Source organism: Pseudomonas tolaasii NCPPB 2192, assembly GCF_002813445.1.
GTDB classification, from domain to species: Bacteria; Pseudomonadota; Gammaproteobacteria; order Pseudomonadales; family Pseudomonadaceae; genus Aquipseudomonas; species Aquipseudomonas tolaasii.
Genome location: NZ_PHHD01000001.1, coordinates 3,317,848 through 3,337,860, shown reverse-complemented (window position 1 = coordinate 3,337,860; position 20,013 = coordinate 3,317,848). Strand labels below are relative to the sequence as shown.

Genomic DNA, 20,013 nt, shown 5'->3' with positions numbered 1-20,013 from the left:
AACGTCGAAGGGGCGAGTTTCCCGAGAGAACGGGACCAGGACAAAGGCGTCCTCGCTGGATAAACAGCGGGGACGCCTTTTTTGTTTGCGCGCGATTTGTCGAGCCATTGCGGAGAACGACATGAAAAAACTCAAATTGGTGATGATCGGCAACGGCATGGCCGGGGTTCGCACCCTTGAAGAATTGCTCAAGCTGAGCAACGACCTGTACGACATCACCGTGTTCGGCGCCGAGCCGCACACCAACTACAACCGCATTCTGCTGTCGCCGGTGCTCGCCGGTGAGCAGACCTTCGAAGAGATCGTGCTCAACGACCTCGACTGGTACCTGAACAACAACATCAAACTGTTACTCAACCGCAAGGTGGTGCAGATTGATCGCGTCAAACGCATCGTCATTGCCGAAGACGGCACCGAGGCCGAGTACGACCGCCTGTTGATTGCCACCGGCTCGACGCCGTTCATCCTGCCGATTCCGGGCAATACGTTGCAGGGTGTCATCGGCTACCGCGACATCGCCGACACCCAAGCCATGATCAACACCGCCAAAACCCACAAGCACGCGGTGGTGATCGGCGGCGGCCTGCTCGGCCTGGAAGCCGCCAACGGCCTGATGCTGCGCGGCATGCAGGTGACCGTGGTGCACATCGGCGAGTGGTTGCTGGAGCGGCAACTGGACAAGACCAGTGGCCAATTGCTGCAAACCGAACTGGAAAGCCGTGGCCTGGTGTTTCGCCTGTGCGAACAAACCCAGGCGTTGCACGATGCCGGCAATGGCCGGGTCGGCTCGGTGCAATTCAAAAATGGCGACATCATTCCCGCCGACCTGGTGGTGATGGCCGCCGGCATTCGCCCCAACACCGAACTGGCGGAAAAATCCGGCATTCCGTGCAACCGCGGGATTCTGGTCAACGACACCCTGCAAACCTACGACCCGCGCATCTACGCAATCGGCGAATGCGCCAGCCATCGTGGCATTGCCTACGGGTTGGTGGCCCCTTTGTTCGAACAGGCCAAGGTCTGCGCCAACCACCTCGCTCAGTTGGGTTTCGCCACTTATAAAGGCTCGGTCACCTCGACCAAGCTGAAGGTCACCGGTATCGACCTGTTCTCCGCCGGCGACTTCATGGGCGGTGAAGGCACCGAGACCATCACCCTCTCCGACCCGATTGGCGGCGTGTACAAAAAACTGGTGATCAAGGACGACATCCTCGTCGGAGCCTGCCTGTACGGTGACACCGCCGACGGCGGTTGGTATTTCCGTCAGATCCGTGAGAACCATGCCATTGGCGAGATCCGCGATCACCTGATGTTCGGCGAAAACGCCTTGGGCGATGTCGGCCATCAAGGCCAGGACAAAGCCATGAGCATGGCCGACAACGCCGAAGTCTGCGGCTGCAACGGCGTGTGCAAGGGCACCATCGTCAAGGCGATCCAGGAACAGGGGCTGTTCAGTGTCGATGAGGTGAAAAAACACACCAAGGCCGCCAGTTCCTGCGGTTCTTGTGCAGGTTTGGTGGAGCAAATCCTGATCAACACCGTGGGCGGCGCGGCCGACGTCAAACCGAAAAGCGAAAAGGCCATTTGCGGTTGCAGCGACCTCAATCACGGGCAAATCCGCCAAGCCATCCGCGACCAGCACCTGCTGACCATCGCCGGCACCATGAGCTACCTGAACTGGCGCACACCGAATGGCTGCGCCACCTGCCGCCCTGCGCTGAATTACTACCTGATTTCCACCTGGCCCGGCGAAGCCAGGGACGACCCGCAATCGCGCCTCATCAACGAAAGGGCCCACGCCAATATTCAGAAAGACGGCACTTACTCCGTAGTCCCACGGATGTGGGGCGGTGTGACCAATCCTTCAGAACTGCGGCGCATTGCCGACGTGGCCGACAAGTACAACGTGCCGATGGTCAAGGTCACCGGCGGCCAGCGCATCGACCTGCTGGGCATCAAGAAGCAGGATTTGCCGGGTGTGTGGAAAGACCTCGACATGCCGTCCGGGCATGCCTACGGCAAATCCATCCGCACCGTGAAGACCTGCGTCGGCAGCGAGTTCTGCCGCTTTGGCACGCAGAACTCGACGCAGCTGGGCATCGAACTGGAGCATGACCTGTTCAAAATGTGGTCGCCGCACAAGGTGAAGCTGGCGGTGTCCGGTTGCCCACGCAATTGCTCGGAAGCAGGCATTAAAGATGTGGGAATTATCGGCGTCGACTCCGGCTGGGAGATGTACATCGGCGGCAACGGCGGGATCAAAACCGAAGTCGCGGAGTTCTTCGTCAAGCTGAAAACCGCCGAAGAAGTGCGCGAGTACAACGGCGCGTTCCTGCAGCTGTACCGCGAAGAAGCTTTTTACCTGGAGCGCACCGTGCACTACCTGCAACGGGTGGGCATGGAGCATATCAAGAAAGCCGTGCTGGAAGACCCGGAACGGCGCAAGGCGCTTAACGAACGGCTGCAATTTTCGCTGTCGTTCGAACAGGACCCGTGGAAGGAGCGCCTGGAACAGCCATTGCTGAAGAAAGAATTCGATGTGATCCCCGTCAAACAGCTGGAGGTGCCGGCATGAACTGGCTGGATATCTGTGCCCTCGAAGAAATCAACGCCCTGGGCTCGCGCATCATCAATGGGCCGAAGGGCGATATCGCGATTTTTCGTACAAGTGACGACGAAGTTTTCGCACTCGACGATCGCTGCCCGCACAAAGGTGGGCCACTGTCCCAAGGCTTGATCTATGGCAAACGCGTAGCCTGCCCGTTGCACAACTGGCAGATCGACCTGGCTTCCGGCGAGGCCCAGGCACCCGACGTCGGCTGCGCCCATCACCATCCGGCCCGCGTGGAAAACGGCCGGGTGATGCTGGCCCTGCGGGACGCCGGTTGATGAACCGCCAGACCACCGCGTCCACCTGCTGTTACTGCGGGGTGGGTTGCGGCGTGCTGATTGAGCATGATGGTTCGCAGATCCTCGGCGTGACGGGCGATCCGAGCCACCCGGCAAACTTTGGAAAACTGTGCAGCAAAGGGTCCAGCCTGCACCTGACCGGTGACTTGAACGCCCGCGCTTTATACCCCGAGCTACGCCTGGGCAAAGCGCTCGCGCGCGCGCGCACCGATTGGGACACCGCGCTGGAACACGCCGCCAATGTGTTCGCCGAAACCATCGCCGAACACGGGCCGAACAGCGTGGCGTTCTACATTTCCGGGCAATTGCTCACCGAGGACTACTACAGCTTCAACAAGCTGGCGCGGGCATTGGTGGGCACCAACAATATCGACAGCAACTCGCGGCTGTGCATGTCTTCGGCGGTGGTCGGCTACAAACGCAGCCTGGGTGCGGACGCGCCGCCGTGCAGCTATGAAGACCTTGAGTGCAGCGACTGCGTGATGATCGTCGGCAGCAATATGGCCTACGCCCATCCGGTATTGTTCCGACGCCTGGAGGAAGCCAAGGCTCGGCGCCCGCAGATGAAAGTGCTGGTGATCGACCCACGGCGTACCGATACCTGCGATTTGGCTGACCTGCACCTGGCAATCTTGCCCGGGACGGATGTGGCACTGTTCCATGGGATTTTGCATCTGCTGCTGTGGGAAGACTGGATCGACCGTACGTTTATCCAGGCGCACACCGAAGGATTGGCCGAGCTGAAGCGGCTGGTGCATGACTACACACCGCAGATGGTCACGCAGTTGTGCGGGATCAGCGTCGAGCAGTTGCGCCTGTGCGCAGAGTGGGTAGGTACGTCCAGCAGTTTTCTGTCGTTGTGGTGCATGGGGCTGAATCAGTCCACTGCGGGCAGCGCGAAAAACAGCGCGTTGATCAACCTGCACCTGGCGACCGGCACGATTGGCCGGCCGGGTTGCGGGCCGTTTTCCCTGACCGGCCAACCGAATGCCATGGGCGGGCGCGAGACGGGCAGTTTGTCGAATTTGCTGCCGGGTCATCGAGACGCTGCGAACCCTGAACATCGGGCGGAAGTCGCCGCTTACTGGGGTGTTGAATCGCTGCCGGCGCCAACCGGGCTAACGGCCATCGAACTGTTTGAGAGCGTCCGGGCAGGCAAGATCAAGGCGTTATGGATTGCCTGCACCAACCCCGCGCAATCCTTGCCGGACCAGAATGCCGTGCGCGCGGCATTGGCGAGCTGCCCTTTTGTGGTTCTGCAAGAAGCCTTTCGCACCACGGAAACCGCCACTTATGCCGACCTGCTGTTACCCGCCGCCAGTTGGGGCGAGAAGGAAGGCAGCGTGACCAACTCCGAACGGCGAATTTCCCACGTGCGTCGCGCCATTGTCCCACCGGGAGAGGCACGACCGGACTGGGCAATTACCGTGGATTTCGCACAGCGCCTGGAGAAGCGTCTGCTGCCTGGCCTGGAGAGCCTGTTTGCGTTTGAGGGACCGGCGCAGATTTTCGATGAGTACAAGTTGTTGACCCGTGAGCGTGACCTCGACTTGTCGGGCATCAGCCATGCGCTGCTGGACCAGATCGGGCCGCAACAATGGCCCTTTCCATCGGGCGCAAGCGCTGGGACCCCGCGCCTGTACACCGATGGCGTCTTCCCGACCGCCACCGGCCGTGCGCAGTTTATTGCCGACCCTTACCGCGCTGCCAAGGAACAGCGTGACGCGCGCTTCCCGCTGACCTTGATCACCGGGCGCTTGCGCGACCAGTGGCACGGCATGAGCCGCACCGGAACGGCAGCGCAATTATTCGGGCATGTCAGCGAAGCCCTGTTGAGCCTGCACCCGGATGAACTGCGCCGACACCGGTTCAAGGAAGGCGATCTGGTCAATTTGAAGAGCCGTCGCGGCAATGTGATCGTCGCCGTCAGCAGTGATGACAGCGTGCGACCAGGCCAGGCATTTCTGCCAATGCATTGGGGTGACCGATTTCTCAAGGGTGGGGTCAACGCCCTCACGCAGCCGGCGTTTGACCCGCTGTCGAAACAGCCGGAACTCAAGCACAGCGGCGTGCGCCTGGAAGCCGTGCAATTGCCATGGCAACTCTTTGCATTGATCGAAGGAAATGTTCAGCAACACTTTGACGCGCTGCGCCCGCTGTGTGAAGGCTTTGCCTACGTCAGCCTGAGCCTGACCGGACGTGATCGGCCCGCTTTATTGGTGCGCGCGGCACATACCGAGGCGCCCGACTTGCCACTGCTGACCCGGATCGATGAACTGCTGGGCCTCAACGACGGTCCGGTGATGGCCTACGACGACCCGCGCCGCTCAATCGGCAAGCGTGTGAAGATCGAGAAAGGCCGCATCACCGCCCTGCGTCTGGCCGGTGAAACCCTGGCGCGGCACTGGCTGCAAAGCCTGTGGCTGGAGGGTCGCACCGACGATCAACTACGCCGCTGGTTGCTGGCGCCGCTCAGTGCACCACCAGGCGGTGCCGCGTCCAGCAGCAAGATTCTGTGTAACTGCAAAAACGTCAGCGAGAGCGCGGTGTGCGCCGGTATCGCTCGCGGGCTGAGCCTCGATGGGCTGAAACAGGAGCTTGGGTGCGGCACGCAATGCGGTTCCTGCGTTCCGGAAATCAAACGCCTTTTGGCCAGCAAGCCGCAGCCAATCGCAATCAACAGGTGAGGGAAACAACATGAGCGCAAAAGTCTGGCTGGTGGGCGCGGGGCCCGGAGATCCGGAGCTGTTGACCCTCAAAGCAGTAAGGGCAATGAGCGAGGCCGATGTGGTATTGATCGATGATCTCGTCAACCCGGCTGTGCTGGAACACTGTGCGGGCGCGCGGGTCATCACCGTGGGTAAACGGGGGGGCTGCCGCTCGACACCGCAGGATTTTATCCATCGTTTGATGCTGCGGTATGCGCGCCAGGGCAAGTGCGTGGTGCGGCTCAAAGGTGGCGACCCATGCATTTTTGGCCGGGGTGGCGAAGAGGCAACATGGCTGCGCGAGCGCGGGGTGGAAGCAGAGGTGGTGAACGGGATCACGGCAGGACTGGCGGGTGCGACGAATTGCGATATACCGCTGACCTTGCGTGGCGTCAGTCGTGGCGTGACGCTGGTCACGGCGCACACCCAGGACGACAGCCGTTTGAATTGGCGGGCGCTGGCTGAGGGCGGGACGACACTGGTGGTGTATATGGGCGTAGCCAAGCTTGAGCAGATTCAGCAGCAACTGCTGGACGGAGGAATGGCTGCAGATATGCCGGTGGCAATGATCGAAAATGCGTCACTGCCCCAGCAACGCGAGTGTCGCAGCAACCTGGCTCGCATGCACACGGACGCGCAGTCGTTCGCCTTGAAAAGCCCGGCCATCCTGGTGATCGGCAGCGTCGCAGGCAGTGGGCAAGCGACGAGTGTAGCCGTCTGCGCCAGCGCCTGAAGCAAATTCAAGGCGAAAAAAAGCCCGGCCTGAGCCGGGCTTTTTTCTACTACTCAGTAATTACTGAGCAGCTTGAGCTTCTACCGAGGCTTCTACGCGACGGTTGATAGCACGGCCTGCTTCAGTTGCGTTGTCAGCAACTGGACGGGATTTACCGTAGCCAACCGAGCTAACGCGGTTAGGAGCGATACCGTCTTTGACCAGAACTTGCTTGACCGCGTCAGCACGACGCTGGGACAGCTTCTGGTTGTAAGCGTCTGGACCTACGGAGTCAGTGTGACCTTCAACCACGGTGGTGGTTTGTGGGTACTGCTTCATGAAGTCGGCCAGGTTTTTCACGTCGCCGTAGCTGTTAGGCTTAACAACGGACTTGTCGAAGTCGAACTTGACGTCCAGCTCAACACGAACAACCTGAGCAACTGGAGCTTCTGGCTCTGGAGTTGGCTCTGGAGCTGGTGCCGGGGTAGGAGCTGGAGCAGCTGCGCCAGCGTTGCCGCCGAAGTTCACACCCAGGCCGACCAGTGCGGAGTAGTCCCACTTGCCGTTGTCGATTGCGTAGTCAGCTTCAACACCAGCACGAGCGTACAGGTTGTTGGTGAAGTAGTACTTCACGCCAGCGCCAGCGATAGCCAGGGTGGATTGATCGCGACCTTTGTGGCCGTCAGCTTCAACGTTGCTGCGGCTCTGGTGACCGAAACCACCTTCAACGTATGGACGCAGGCTGTCGACGCCAGCCTGACCGAAGTGGTACTGAGCAGTCAGGCTGCCAGTGTCGCCACCGATCTTCTGGTTGCCAGTGCCGTCGTTCGAACGGGTGTGGTTAGTCTTGTCGTAGGACAAGTTCAAGGACAGATCGTCGGTCAGGAAGTAACCAATGCGAGCGCCTGGGTTGAAGCCGTCTTCGATGTGCTTGACGCTATCGTTGTACTGCTTCTTGTAGAACAGCTCGCCTTCAACTGCGCCTTGGCCTTGTGCCAGTGCGCCGAAAGAAGTAGCGGCAATAAGAGTACCAATGGCCAAGCCCAAGGTGTTTTTCAGTTTCATCCGTTAAATCCCCATCTGGTGATTGTAAAGCAGTCCCACAAACCGGGGGACAACTCGGCGACAAGTCTAACAGAACTTGCCTACACGTAAGAGATATTTGCCACGCACTAAGTTTCAGTCTCGTCCGCAAATTTCTCACGTAATTTATCAAGAGCACGTTTGTAACGCATTTTTGTAGCACTCAAACCCATGTGCATGATGTCAGCAATTTCCTGAAACTCCAGCTCTGCGACAAAACGTAGCACCAGAATTTCACGGTCAATCGGATTCACATGCACCAACCAGCGATCAAGCCCGGCCTTTTCCTCGGGTACCGGCGCCTTTTCTTCAGACGCTTCCTCAAGGGGGTCCAGACTCAAAGCGTCCATCAAGCGACGCTTACGCCGTTCCTTACGATACTGCGTGATGCACTCGTTGTACGTGATGCTATAGAGCCATGTCTTGAACTTCGATTTGCCCTCAAAGTTCTTCAGGCCATACAGCACCTTGAGCATCACTTCCTGACAGACATCGTCCGCATCTCTATCGTTCCCTAAATACCTTGAACAAACGTTGAACAGAGTGCGTTGATATCTGCGCATCAATTCTTCGTACGCGCGTGTTACGTGAAACAGCTCCGTGTGCGAGCGCGCGACCAACTCCTCATCAGAGAGCTCACGGGGGTCATAGCGCGTAGACAGCGTTTGGGCTTTATTCAAAACAAGTCGTGCCGACAGTCAGGTCAATGTCCGCTACAGCCCGGTCAGCCGGGTTTGCGGCGGCGTACATTAGCAGGGTTTGCCGGGTTAGCGGCTACTGACCTGCTGCTCCAGGAGAATGCGATTGGACAGCGACACCAGTTCACCGTCATCGGTCAGCACCGTTGTCTTGACCGTACCGATCTCCTCGATTTGCCCTTCGACCTCGCCCACACGCACCTGTTGCCCAACCTGATACAACTCACGCACATAGATTCCCGCAAGAATCTGACCAGCAATTTCCCGGCTTCCCAGGCCCATGGCCAGCGCAACGGCCAGACCAACGGTAATCAAAACGATCACGATCACATGGTTGAGCAGGTCGGTCTTGACCTCCAACTGGCTGATCGCGACGGAAATACTGATGATGATCACCAGGCCCTGGGCGATTCGCCCCAGGCCGGCAGCATAGTCCAACCCCACGCCTTCAGCGGCCCCGCGCACCAGCCCGTTGGCCAGTTGCGCCAGTAAAACGCCTACCAGCAGTACCAGCGCGCCACCGAAAACTTTCGGCAAATACAGTGCCAGCATGTCGAGCGTAGCTGAAACTCGCTCAAGTCCAAGGGATTGAGCCGCAGAAACCAGAAAAATAAGCAAAATAAACCAGTAGACGATCTTCCCGATCAAGGTAGAGATCGGCACCTGCAGCCCCACGCGGCCCAACATCTTGGTCAGGCCGGTGCCTGCCATCAGGCGGTCAAGGCCCAGCTTGGCAAGTAATTTGGACAGCAGCGTATCGAGCAGCTTGGCCACGACAAACCCGAGCAGTACCAGTACCAGGGCACCAAACAGGTTGGGAATGAAGTTCGCCACCTTGGTCCACAATGCGGTCATCGCGGTGACCAGGCTCTGGGTCCAGAGATCAAGTTCCATATTCAATCAGCCTTATCAGCAGTGCGAGCAAGAGGTTTACGGCGGGAAACCGGTGATACATGGGCCGAACCGTTGTTCAGGGCCATCATCAACGCCGGCAGCCAGCGCCCGAGCAGACCGAACAGATCCCCCGCCCCCACCTGACGGTTGGCGGTTTTCAATACGCGGCCCAAGCAGGCATCGTCGTCACGGTTGGACGGCGACGCATTGAGCATGTCACGCAAAGACTGTTCGAACGGATCGTGCATAAAGACCTCTCGCAAGTGATTTAAAAGACGAGGGTAAAATTCTTGGGGTCACATAGGACCCTTCCTACGTTCAGGTCATATTCAGGTCAAACCCAGCGCAATCGTCGAAATAGCCACCATTGTCCCAGCGCAACGGCCACCATCATCAAGCAGGCAATCATGAATCCGTAGGGGCTGGCGGAGAACGGAATACCCCCCACATTGATACCCAGCAGCCCGGTGAGAAAACTCATCGGCAAGAATATTCCGGTGATGATCCCGAAGCGGTACATCGTTCGATTCATGCGTACGCTCAAGCGCCGGTCTTCGGCCTCAAGTACCAGCCCCACGCGCTCCCGGGTCAATTCGAGCTCTTCCAGGTAGCGGGTCAGGCTGTTGTTCAATTCGTTCCAGTAATCGGCATCGTCGTCACAAAACCACGGCAATTTGATCCGTGTCAGTTGCGCAAAAATATCCCGCTGCGGCGCCAGAAAACGCTTGAGCCCGGCCGCCCGCCGACGGATCTGCAAAACATTGCCATGCTCCGGGGTATACCGTTCGTCGGCATCGAGTTTTTCTTCTTCGGAATCGACGATTTCCGACAAATCCGTGACCAGGTCCTGCACCTTGTTGGTCAGGTATTGGGCCATATAAAGGATGAGTTCGGACGCCGTTTTCGGCCCCTTGCCGTCCGCCAATTGCACCAGCAGCTCATCGGTGGCGCGCAGTGGGCGCAGGCGCAGGGAAATCACGCGGTTGGCCGCTGCAAAAATGCGCACCGATACCATGTCCTCCGGCTCGGCGCCCGGGTTGAGGTTCACGCCCCGCAAAAACAGCAGCAATTCGGCGTCCGGCAGCGGCAACAGGCGCGGACGGGTGTTTTCTTCCAGCAGCAGGTCGCAGGCAAACTCACTTAAACCGCTGGATTTGCGCAACCAGGTCTGGGTTTGCGGATGGCTGCGATCCCAGTGCAGCCACAGGCTTTCCTGAGGCTGCAATTGCAAGTCGTCGAGCTCAGTCCGGGCAATCGAACGCGCACCGCCTTTACCGTCAAGCACCAGGGCATGCACCAGCCCCCATTGCGCGTTTTCTTCCTCGAACATCCTCACCCCTGTCGGCTATTACGGTTCATTCAGGCATTTTCAGCGGGCTTGGCGACACGATCACGCCATTGTTGTCGGCGTAAACGTACTCACCCGGACGAAACGTCACGCCCGCGAAGGTCACGACCACGTTGAGGTCGCCAATGCCGCGCTTGTCGGTTTTCATCGGGTGGGTCGCCAGGGCCTGCACACCCAGATCCGTTTGAGCGATGACATCCACATCACGAATGCAGCCGTAGATCACCAGCCCTTCCCAGCCGTTTTTCGCAGCTTTCTCGGCGATCATGTCACCCAGCAGCGCGCGACGCAGGGAACCACCACCATCGACCACCAGCACCTTGCCGGCACCTGGCTGATCGGCTTGTTCCTTGACCAGGGAATTGTCTTCGAAGCATTTAATGGTGACGATTTCGCCGCCGAAGGAATCCCGGCCGCCGAAATTACTGAACATCGGCTCCAGTACCTGTACCAGGTCCGGGTAGGCGTCGCACAAGTCGGGGGTCACGTAATGGTTCATTGAAAAATTCCTTTGGGTCAAAGAAGTGTCTTTCGAAAGAAACGCCAAGTGATGCGGACGGGGAACATCCCATCCACGCCGCCGTAACGCAATAGCCACTGCGCGACTGAATATGACCAGAAGCGTTTAACGCGTCATATCTTAGCCGCAACCACGCACGAGTGAAACGCCCTTGGTAGAGCCCCGGGTCAAACCGCGGCCCCCACTTCGGACTGCGTCCCGAATAAAGGTGTCAACGGATCTTTCAACCATTGCTCCACCAATGGCCACACTTCGGCCTGGGCCGCTTTGCTGACCAGCATTTCAACATGCCCGAAATCGCCGGTAAAACCTTGTCGGCGGCCCAGGCACAGGTATTGACGATGCTGCGAACCGACTTGTTCGAACAACTTGCGGCACGCCCAGTCGGGGTCCTGCTGGTCGCCGGCTGCGCTGACGGCCAGTAACGGCACTTCGACTTCAGCCAGGCCTTTCCACCAGTCCCGCTCGGAATCGCCAAAGCGGCCGAACAGGCCATTCCAGCGCATGGCCTCGATCATCACGCCCGCCGGCTCATCTTCGGGGCCGCGCTTGAAGCGCGGGCCGGAGACGTGGGCGAAACGCTTGAGAAGCAGGCGGCTGCCCCACTCCACCGGCGGAATTTTCAGCGGCCAATGGGTACGGCTGACCTGGCAGCCGAACAACGCCACAGAAGCCACTGCGGATACGCCAAGGTGTTGCCCACCAAGGGCTGCAGCCAGGGTCGTCGCGCCGAGGGAATGGCCGACCCAATGGGGAATCTGCCCGTTTTGCTCGCACACAAATGCGCCGATGGCAGGCAAATCGTACCGCGCGTAGTCCGCCACGCGATTTTTGGCGTAATTCTGGTTGCGCTTGGATAAACCGTGACCGCGCATTTCCGGGATCCAGACATCAAACCCCTGACGCGCCAGGTACGCCCCCAAACCGATGCCCTTGGGCGAATACCAGAAGCGTCGGTTGGAAAAACTGCCATGCAACAAAATAACCGGCGTGCCCCGGTTTTCCGGGACATCAGCCAGGCCCAAACGCGTCACGGCCAGCTCGACGGTGCCGTCGGGGCTGTTGCCGGGTTTGAGGCGATACACATCTTCACTCAGGTCGCCACGACGTTCAGCACTGATCAGGGCGACGGGAAACAGGTTGCTGCTGCTTTGCATAATGCTCTTGCACAAAAAAGGGCGGCGTCCGCAAGGATTCCCGCCCTGTACAGATAAGAATGCCGGTCACCCTTAACGAGTGACCGGCACTTTTGACGTGTCGACCTTAGGCGGACGCTTGGCCTTCCGCCAGGAAGAACCAGGTTTCCAGTACGGAATCGGGGTTCAGCGAGACGCTTTCGATGCCCTGTTCCATCAGCCATTTGGCCAGGTCAGGGTGGTCGGAAGGGCCCTGGCCGCAGATACCGATGTACTTGCCCGCTTTGTTACAGGCCTGAATGGCGTTGGCCAGCAGCTTCTTGACCGCAGGGTTACGCTCGTCGAACAGGTGCGCGATGATCCCCGAGTCGCGGTCCAGACCGAGGGTCAGCTGGGTCAGGTCGTTGGAGCCGATGGAGAAACCGTCGAAGAATTCCAGGAACTCTTCGGCGAGGATCGCGTTGGATGGCAATTCGCACATCATGATCACGCGCAGACCGTTTTCGCCACGGCTCAGGCCATTTTCCGCCAGCAGGTCGATAACCTGGCTCGCTTCGCCCAGCGTGCGCACGAATGGCACCATGATTTCGACGTTGTCCAGGCCCATCTCGTTGCGCACGCGCTTGAGCGCGCGGCATTCGAGCTCGAAGCAGTCACGGAACGATTCGCTGATGTAACGCGAGGCGCCCCGGAAGCCCAGCATCGGGTTTTCTTCTTCCGGCTCGTAGAGTTTGCCGCCGATCAGGTTGGCGTATTCGTTGGACTTGAAGTCCGAGAGACGCACGATGACCTTCTTGGGATAGAACGCGGCCGCCAGGGTGCTGATGCCTTCCACCAGTTTCTCGACGTAGAAGCCCACCGGGTCGTTGTAACCGGCGATGCGCTTGTCGACGCTTTCCTTGATGTCCGGCGGCAGGCCGTCGTAGTTCAGCAGGGCCTTGGGGTGCACGCCGATCATGCGGTTGATGATGAACTCCAGGCGGGCCAGGCCCACACCGGCATTCGGCAACTGCGCGAAATCGAAGGCACGGTCCGGGTTGCCGACGTTCATCATGATCTTGAACGGCAGATCGGGCATGGCGTCGATGGAGTTTTGCTTGATGTCGAAACCCAGCTCGCCTTCAAAGATGAAACCGGTGTCGCCTTCGGCGCAGGAAACGGTCACACCCTGGCCGTCTTTCAACAGTTGGGTGGCGTTGCCGCAACCCACGACGGCTGGAATGCCCAGCTCACGGGCGATGATCGCCGCGTGGCAGGTACGCCCGCCACGGTTGGTGACGATGGCGCTGGCGCGCTTCATGACCGGTTCCCAGTCCGGGTCGGTCATGTCGGAGACCAGTACGTCGCCGGGCTGGACTTTGTCCATTTCGGACACGTCCTTGATGATCCGTACCTTGCCCGCGCCGATGCGCTGGCCGATGGCACGGCCTTCCACCAGCACTTTGCCGGTTTCCTTGAGCAGGTAGCGCTCCATGACGTTGGCCGAAGTGCGGCTTTTCACGGTTTCCGGGCGGGCCTGCACGATGTAGAGCTTGCCGTCGTCGCCATCTTTGGCCCATTCGATGTCCATCGGGCACTGGTAGTGCTTTTCGATGATCATCGCTTGTTTGGCCAGTTCGCTGACTTCAGCATCGGTCAGGCAGAAACGCGCGCGCTCGGCCTTGTCGACTTCAACGGTTTTGACCGAGCGACCGGCCTTGGCCTCGTCGCCGTAGATCATCTTGATGGCCTTGCTGCCCAGGTTGCGGCGCAGGATCGCCGGGCGACCGGCTTCAAGGGTGTGTTTGTGTACGTAGAATTCGTCCGGGTTAACCGCGCCTTGTACGACAGTTTCGCCCAGGCCGTAGGCGCCGGTGATGAATACCACGTCACGGAAGCCGGATTCGGTGTCCAGGGTGAACATCACCCCGGCGGTACCGGTTTCCGAACGCACCATGCGCTGCACACCGGCAGACAGGGCCACCAGCTTGTGGTCGAAACCCTGGTGTACACGGTAGGAAATGGCGCGGTCGTTGAACAGCGAAGCGAACACTTCCTTGGCCGCGCGGATCACGTTTTCCACGCCGCGGATGTTGAGGAAGGTTTCCTGCTGGCCGGCGAAGGAGGCGTCGGGCAAGTCTTCAGCGGTGGCCGAGGAGCGCACGGCGACGGCCATGTCCGGGTTGCCGGCCGACAGGGTGGCGAAGGCGGTGCGGATTTCTTCGTTGAGCTTCTCGGGGAACTCGGCTTCCATGATCCACTGGCGGATCTGGCTGCCGGTCTTGGCCAGGGCGTTGACGTCATCGACGTCCAGGGCGTCCAGCGCGGCGTGGATCTGAGCATTGAGGCCGCTCAGTTCGAGGAAATCGCGGTAAGCCTGGGCCGTGGTGGCGAAACCACCGGGCACCGAGACACCAGCGCCTGCAAGATTACTGATCATCTCGCCGAGGGATGCGTTCTTGCCCCCCACATGCTCTACATCATGGACGCCGAGCTTATCGAGGGAAACTACGTACTCTACCAAGGTGATCTCTCCACTAACTGTGTTGGAAAAGCTCAGGACGCCGGATGCTCAGTAGGAGCTTTCTCCGGCGTTTGTGGCCTGGACCTGGAAAATAAGTGAGAATGCGGCCCACTGCGGGACGGCAAAATCGCGCCTATCATATCCAAGATTCGCCATCAGCTTAAGGCCCAGGGCTCAAATGAAACGATCTGCTTTCTTTATCTCCGACGGCACCGGCATCACAGCCGAAACACTGGGTCAAAGCCTGCTTGCGCAGTTCGAAAACATTACCTTCGCCAAATTCACCCGGCCCTACATCGACAGCGTGGACAAGGCGCGGGCCATGGTACAACAAATCAATCTGGCGGCTGAAAAAGACGGTTTTCGTCCGATCATTTTCGACACCATCGTCAATCAAGACATTCGTGAGATCCTCGCAACCTCCAATGGTTTCATGATCGACATCTTCTCCACGTTCCTGGCGCCGCTGGAACAGGAGTTGAGCGAACACTCGTCTTATTCCGTAGGAAAGTCCCACTCCATCGGCCACAACTCCAACTATATGGAGCGGATCGAGGCCGTGAACTTCGCCCTCGATAACGACGACGGCGCTCGCACCCACTACTACGACAAGGCGGATTTGATCCTGGTGGGCGTGTCCCGTTGCGGCAAGACGCCCACCTGCCTTTATATGGCCATGCAGTTCGGCATCCGCGCGGCGAACTACCCGCTGACCGAAGATGACATGGAACACCTCACCCTGCCCGCCGCCCTACGCGCACACCGGCACAAGCTGTTCGGCCTGACCATCGACCCGGACCGCCTGACCTCCATCCGTAACGAGCGCAAGCCCAACAGCCGCTACTCCAGCTATGCCCAGTGCGAGTTCGAAGTGCGCGAAGTGGAAAATCTGTTCCGTCGCGAGAATATTGCGCATATCAATTCCACGCATTTTTCGGTGGAAGAGATTTCGGCAAAGATTCTGGTGGAGAAAGGGGTGGAGCGCAGATTCAAATAATTTTTGTTGACTGAGCCGGCCTCATCGCAGGCAAGCCAGCTCCCACCTTTTGAATGTATTCACAAATCAAATGTGGGAGCTGGCTTGCCTGCGATGAACGATAACGCGGTCAGCCTGCCTACAGATGAAACCGGCCGCCACCCTGCCCCAACGCCGTAGCCAACGCATCAAACCCGTCGCGCAACAACTGGTCATCCCCTGACGTATTGCAAATGCTCGCCCGAATAAACTGCGGCACCGCCGTTTGCCCCACGGCAAATGCCTCGGCTGTGGCGATCAGGTAATTATTCTGCTTGAGCTCCGCCTCGATTTCCGACGCGCGCCATGGCTCCGGCACTTCGATCCAGAAGTGCGGGCTGTTCAGGTGCGTGCGGTATTCCAAGCCCGTGAGCAAGTCGCGCACCAAGGCTTTGCGTCGGCTGATCTCGTGGATTTGCTGGCGCAGCAGGTATTCCGCCGTACCGTTTTCGATCCACTGCGTCGCCAGTTCAAGGGTCACCGGCGTGGCCATCCAGCAGGTGGAGCGCAATGCGGCGGAAATACGGCTGACCAGCGCCGGCGGCGCATGCACATAACCCACGCGTAAACCGGCTGACACCGCCTTGCTCAGGCTGCTGATCAAAATCGTACGCTCAGGGGCGAAAAAACTCAGGGGTGGCGGGCGATCTTCCACGAGCACACCGTGGGCTTCGTCCTCAAGAATCAGCAGATTGTGATCGCGGCACACTTTGGCCAGGGCTTCGCGGCGCGGGATCGACAGCACCGCCGTGGTCGGGTTTTGAATGGTCGGCGTGCAATACAACGCCGAAACCCGGTGATTTCGACAGATTTCATCCAGCGCGCCCGGCAGCACGCCTTCTTCATCCATCTCCAGGCCGATCAGACGCACACCCAGCATGCGCGCGGCGGTAATCAGCCCGGGGTAAGTCAACTGTTCGGTGACCACGGTGTCACCGGCCCGCAGCAGCGCCATCATCGAACACAGCAAGCCATGCTGGCCGCCATTGACGCAGATGACCTGTTCGGGAATCGGGTGGAAATCGCGCTGCACCAGCCACTGCGCCCCCGCCTCACGGTAACGCGGCAGACCGGCGTCCGGGGTGTAGGCGCTGATGTCCTGCAGGAATTTGGCGTTGGTCGACAGGGTTTGGAAGCTTTGGGCGAGAAACACCGTTTCCTGCCCCGGAATGTGCATGTTGCGGCTCATGTCGAAGTACTGGCGCGGCTCTTCGCTGACGTTGCGAAAGCCTTCATCGCGCTGGCGTTCCATCCCGCGCTTGCGTACGAAGGTGCCGTCCCCCACGCGCGCCACCACCAGCCCCAAACGTTCAAGCTCGCCGTAAGCCCGGCTGATGGTGCCGATCGTCACACCCAGATTGTCGGAAAGCACCCGATGGGGCGGCAGTTTTCTTCCCGGTTCAATCAAGCCTTCAAGGATGCCCCGTTCCATGACATCGGACAGGCGCTTGTACTTCACGCCCTGCCCGTTGGACAACCCCTCACGCATAATTGACACCATGTCAATATTTGTTTTGACAGCCATCTTTCGCCCTAATAGTGTGCTTTTACGGGTTCAATCACCGGATGAAACAACTTAATACACAGTCAATATAGAGTTCAATACCGGCTCAGGGAAGCAATAAACGATGCCAATGTCCGCCGTTCTCGAAAACACAACAAAAACAAAAACTCAGAAACAGTGGCTGGCCGGGCTGATTACCAACCTGATGTTTCTTGTCGTGTGCCTCAGTTGGGGCACCACCTGGCTGGGCATCAAGATCGCCGTGGAGAGCGTGCCGCCGCTGACGTCCGCAGGCTTGCGCTTTCTGATCGCCTTTCCGCTGTTCCTGTGTTTTGCCATGGTGCGCCGCGAGCCCGTCCTGTTTCCGCGGGAAAGCCGCTGGTTCTTCGTCTTCGTGACCCTTTCCTATTTCAGCGTTCCTTATTACCTGCTCAATTACGGCGAGATGCATGTCTCGTCCGGTCTCACCGCCCTGCTGTTCAGCTGCATGCCGGTGTTCATCCTGATCTTCTCGGCTTTGTTCCTGCGCGAACGCATCTATTTTTCCCAAGTGGTCGGTATCGGCATCGGCTTCGGCAGCCTGTACATGATCATCAAGAGCCAGGGCCTGCACCTGGATCACGCCGAGTTCTTCGGGGTGCTGGCCATTCTCACTGCCGCGATCATGCACGCCCTGTGCTACGTGATTACCAAGCAAAAAGGCAGCGCCATCAGCGTGATCACCTATAACACGCTGCCGATCGGCATTGCCGGGCTGATGCTGTTCGTGGCCGGGCTGTGGTTTGAAACCCCCACCTTCGAGGCCATCACCCTGCGCTCTTGGGGCGCACTGTTCTATCTTGGGCTGGTGGCGTCGGTGGGCGGCTTCATCGTGTATTTCATGCTGCTCAAGCGCCTGAGCCCGATCATCCTGTCGTTCGTATTCATCATTTTCCCGGTGTTCGCCGTGATCATCGGCGCCTGGTATGAAGGCGTGGCGATTTCCCGCGACCTGATGCTCTACTCGGCGATCCTGCTGGCCGGTTTTGCCATCACCAAGTTGCCGATTGAAAAGCTGCTGGCCAAGAAAAATTGACCTTCCCCAACCACTCACACCCACCTCGCGAGAGAAACATGGAAGTCCTCCGCCCCACCGCTCTGGAACAGATCTACGCCCACGCCAGCCGCAGCTACCCCGAGGAATGCTGTGGTTTTGTCTTCGCCGACGGCAGCGTGTACCTGGGCAGCAACATCCAGAACGAGTTGCACCGCAAGAACCCGCAGATGTACCCGCGCAGCGCGGCCAATGGCTACACCTTTTCAGTGGCAGACACACTGCTGATGAACAAGGCGTTTCGCAGCGACAACCCGGTGGTGGTGATCTACCACTCCCACCCGGACGTCGGCGCGTATTTCAGTGACGAAGACCAGGACAAGGCCCTGTTCATGGGTGAACCGATCTACCCCGTCAGCTACCTGGTGGTGGATGTTCGCCAGGGCCAGGCCCTGGGCTCCAAGCTGTTTGCCTGGGATGGCAAGCAGTTCGCCCTCAACCCTTTCAACGACCTGCACACGGAGTTGTCCATGAACGCTGTCTCTTTCCCCGACATTCTGGTTCGCGTGGCCAAGCTGCCGGAATCGACCCTTGAGGGCGCCGGATCGACATTGCGCGAAGTCATTGAAAACCTCTGCAGCAGCCACCCGCAATTGCGTGCACACCTGTTTCATGAGAAGAACAACCAGCTCAAGGAACACTTCTTGTTCACCGCCGAAGAGGAACTCATCGGCGCGGACGAGCCGCTTCCGGAAAAGGCCCGCATCGAAGTGTTGCTCGCCACGTCCGGCGGTATGGATACGGATTCCCTGAGCAACGAGGAAGTGCAGCGTTACGTGCGCCACATCACCTTGCCGGGGGTTGGCCGCGAAGGTCAGTTGAACCTGAAAAAAGCCAGGGTGCTGATCATCGGCACCGGCGGCCTGGGCTCGCCCATCAGCCTGTACCTGGCCGCAGCCGGCATTGGCACCCTCGGGCTGGTGGATTTTGACGTGGTGGAAAGCAGCAACCTGCAACGCCAGATTGTCCACGGCAACAGCACGCTGGGCATGCCCAAGGTCGAATCCGCCAAGCGGCGCCTGCAGGATCTGAACAGCCATATCCGGATCAACGCCCACGATACGGCGCTGAACGCCGACAACGCCCTGGAACTGGTCGGCGCCTACGACCTGGTGATCGACGGCACCGACAATTTCGACACCCGCTACATGGTCAACGACGCCTGCGTGCAACTCGGCAAGCCGTTGGTCTACGGTGCCATCTACCGTTTCGACGGGCAGATCAGCGTGTTGAACTACAAAGGCGGCCCATGCTACCGCTGCCTGTTCCCCTCGCCGCCGCCTGCGGAATTGGCGCCCAACTGCAGCGCCGGCGGCGTGATCGGTGTGCTGCCCGGCGTGGTCGGCATGATCCAGGCCACCGAGGCCATCAAGTTGCTGATCGGCATCGGCGAGCCTTTGTCCGGTCGCCTGATGCGTTTTGACGCCCTGGCGATGAAATTCAGCGAAATACGCTTCAAACGCCGCACCGACTGCCCTTGCTGCTCCGAGCGGCGCCACAGCGAAACCCTGGCTCCGGCCGTTTGCGCCGACGCCATACCGAGCCGGCCATCCCTCGCCGAAGAGCGCTACATCCAGCCGCGTGTACTCAAGCAAGTGATCGACCACCACAGCAGTGCCGACGTGCTGCTGGACGTGCGCGACGCCAGTGAGCTGGAGGTGTGCAAATTGCCGGGCGTGGTGCATATCCCCCTCGCCGAACTGGACGGGCAGCTCGACAGCCTCAGCCGCGACAATACCCACTACCTGATCTGTTACGCCGGCACCCGGGCCGAGCAGGCCGCCACGACCTTGCTGGCCGCAGGTTTTGCCAATACCAAAGTGCTGCAGGGCGGCATGAAGCATTGGGTACGCGATGTCGAACCCGACATGCCGTTGTACTGAGGCGGG

Annotated in this window: 16 protein-coding genes; 7 read left to right on the top strand and 9 right to left on the bottom strand. The window is 59.3% G+C overall.

What is annotated here, in order from left to right:
• Positions 1 to 121 precede the first annotated feature (121 nt).
• Genes nirB through cobA form a run of 4 tightly spaced genes read left to right on the top strand, consistent with a single transcriptional unit; the run spans position 122 to position 6,351 of the window.
• Complete coding sequence (nirB, locus tag ATI14_RS15545) at positions 122 to 2,575, top strand: nitrite reductase large subunit NirB (RefSeq protein WP_080519949.1); 2,454 nt, start codon at positions 122 to 124, stop codon at positions 2,573 to 2,575.
• The gene (gene nirD, locus ATI14_RS15540; protein WP_016973587.1) at positions 2,572 to 2,889 is read left to right on the top strand and encodes a nitrite reductase small subunit NirD; all 318 of its coding nucleotides are present in this window, start codon (positions 2,572 to 2,574) and stop codon (positions 2,887 to 2,889) included. The genes nirB and nirD overlap by 4 nt, the downstream gene beginning before the upstream one ends.
• Positions 2,889 to 5,597, top strand: coding sequence for a nitrate reductase (locus tag ATI14_RS15535; RefSeq protein WP_016973588.1), 2,709 nt, complete (start codon positions 2,889 to 2,891; stop codon positions 5,595 to 5,597). Before nirD ends, ATI14_RS15535 begins: the two co-directional genes overlap by 1 nt.
• Before the next feature lie 10 nt (positions 5,598 to 5,607).
• Positions 5,608 to 6,351: a uroporphyrinogen-III C-methyltransferase gene (gene cobA, locus ATI14_RS15530; protein ID WP_080519948.1), complete on the top strand. Its 744-nt coding sequence runs from the start codon at positions 5,608 to 5,610 to the stop codon at positions 6,349 to 6,351.
• A gap of 60 nt (positions 6,352 to 6,411) precedes the next feature.
• On the opposite strand, the gene ATI14_RS15525 is transcribed toward cobA, so the two are convergent.
• From ATI14_RS15525 to ppsA, 8 genes are all read right to left on the bottom strand, one after another.
• On the bottom strand, positions 6,412 to 7,395 hold the full coding sequence (locus ATI14_RS15525) for an OmpA family protein (RefSeq protein WP_016973589.1): 984 nt from the start codon (positions 7,393 to 7,395) through the stop codon (positions 6,412 to 6,414).
• A gap of 107 nt (positions 7,396 to 7,502) precedes the next feature.
• Complete coding sequence (sigX, locus tag ATI14_RS15520) at positions 7,503 to 8,093, bottom strand: RNA polymerase sigma factor SigX (protein WP_016973590.1); 591 nt, start codon at positions 8,091 to 8,093, stop codon at positions 7,503 to 7,505.
• A gap of 87 nt (positions 8,094 to 8,180) precedes the next feature.
• Positions 8,181 to 9,005 (bottom strand): mechanosensitive ion channel family protein, encoded by an 825-nt coding sequence (locus ATI14_RS15515; protein ID WP_016973591.1) that lies wholly within the window; start codon positions 9,003 to 9,005, stop codon positions 8,181 to 8,183.
• Positions 9,006 to 9,007: 2 nt separating this feature from the next.
• Positions 9,008 to 9,253, bottom strand: a complete 246-nt coding sequence (locus ATI14_RS15510) for a hypothetical protein (RefSeq protein ID WP_005790375.1) — start codon at positions 9,251 to 9,253, stop codon at positions 9,008 to 9,010.
• Positions 9,254 to 9,339: 86 nt separating this feature from the next.
• Positions 9,340 to 10,335: a zinc transporter ZntB gene (locus ATI14_RS15505; protein WP_016973592.1), complete on the bottom strand. Its 996-nt coding sequence runs from the start codon at positions 10,333 to 10,335 to the stop codon at positions 9,340 to 9,342.
• 25 nt (positions 10,336 to 10,360) lie between these two features.
• The gene (rraA, locus tag ATI14_RS15500) at positions 10,361 to 10,852 is read right to left on the bottom strand and encodes a ribonuclease E activity regulator RraA (protein WP_016973593.1); all 492 of its coding nucleotides are present in this window, start codon (positions 10,850 to 10,852) and stop codon (positions 10,361 to 10,363) included.
• A 188-nt stretch (positions 10,853 to 11,040) separates the two neighbouring features.
• Positions 11,041 to 12,030 carry an alpha/beta fold hydrolase gene (locus ATI14_RS15495; RefSeq protein ID WP_016973594.1) on the bottom strand — a complete coding sequence of 330 codons (990 nt, stop codon included), beginning with the start codon at positions 12,028 to 12,030 and terminating at the stop codon, positions 11,041 to 11,043.
• A 106-nt stretch (positions 12,031 to 12,136) separates the two neighbouring features.
• Positions 12,137 to 14,512, bottom strand: coding sequence for a phosphoenolpyruvate synthase (gene ppsA / locus ATI14_RS15490; protein WP_016973595.1), 2,376 nt, complete (start codon positions 14,510 to 14,512; stop codon positions 12,137 to 12,139).
• 178 nt (positions 14,513 to 14,690) lie between these two features.
• On the opposite strand from ppsA, the gene ppsR reads away from it, so the two are divergent.
• A complete protein-coding gene (gene ppsR / locus ATI14_RS15485) occupies positions 14,691 to 15,509 on the top strand; it encodes a posphoenolpyruvate synthetase regulatory kinase/phosphorylase PpsR (RefSeq protein ID WP_016973596.1) in 819 nt (272 codons plus the stop codon).
• A gap of 118 nt (positions 15,510 to 15,627) precedes the next feature.
• Here the strand turns inward: ppsR and ATI14_RS15480 are convergent, their stop codons facing one another.
• Positions 15,628 to 17,052, bottom strand: a complete 1,425-nt coding sequence (locus ATI14_RS15480) for an aminotransferase-like domain-containing protein (RefSeq protein WP_016973597.1) — start codon at positions 17,050 to 17,052, stop codon at positions 15,628 to 15,630.
• 160 nt (positions 17,053 to 17,212) lie between these two features.
• Between ATI14_RS15480 and ATI14_RS15475 the strand changes: the two genes are divergently transcribed.
• Both ATI14_RS15475 and moeB read left to right on the top strand, forming a co-directional pair.
• Positions 17,213 to 18,106, top strand: a complete 894-nt coding sequence (locus tag ATI14_RS15475; RefSeq protein ID WP_165448226.1) for a DMT family transporter — start codon at positions 17,213 to 17,215, stop codon at positions 18,104 to 18,106.
• 38 nt (positions 18,107 to 18,144) lie between these two features.
• Complete coding sequence (gene moeB / locus ATI14_RS15470) at positions 18,145 to 20,007, top strand: molybdopterin-synthase adenylyltransferase MoeB (protein ID WP_031320320.1); 1,863 nt, start codon at positions 18,145 to 18,147, stop codon at positions 20,005 to 20,007.
• Positions 20,008 to 20,013: the final 6 nt, after the last annotated feature.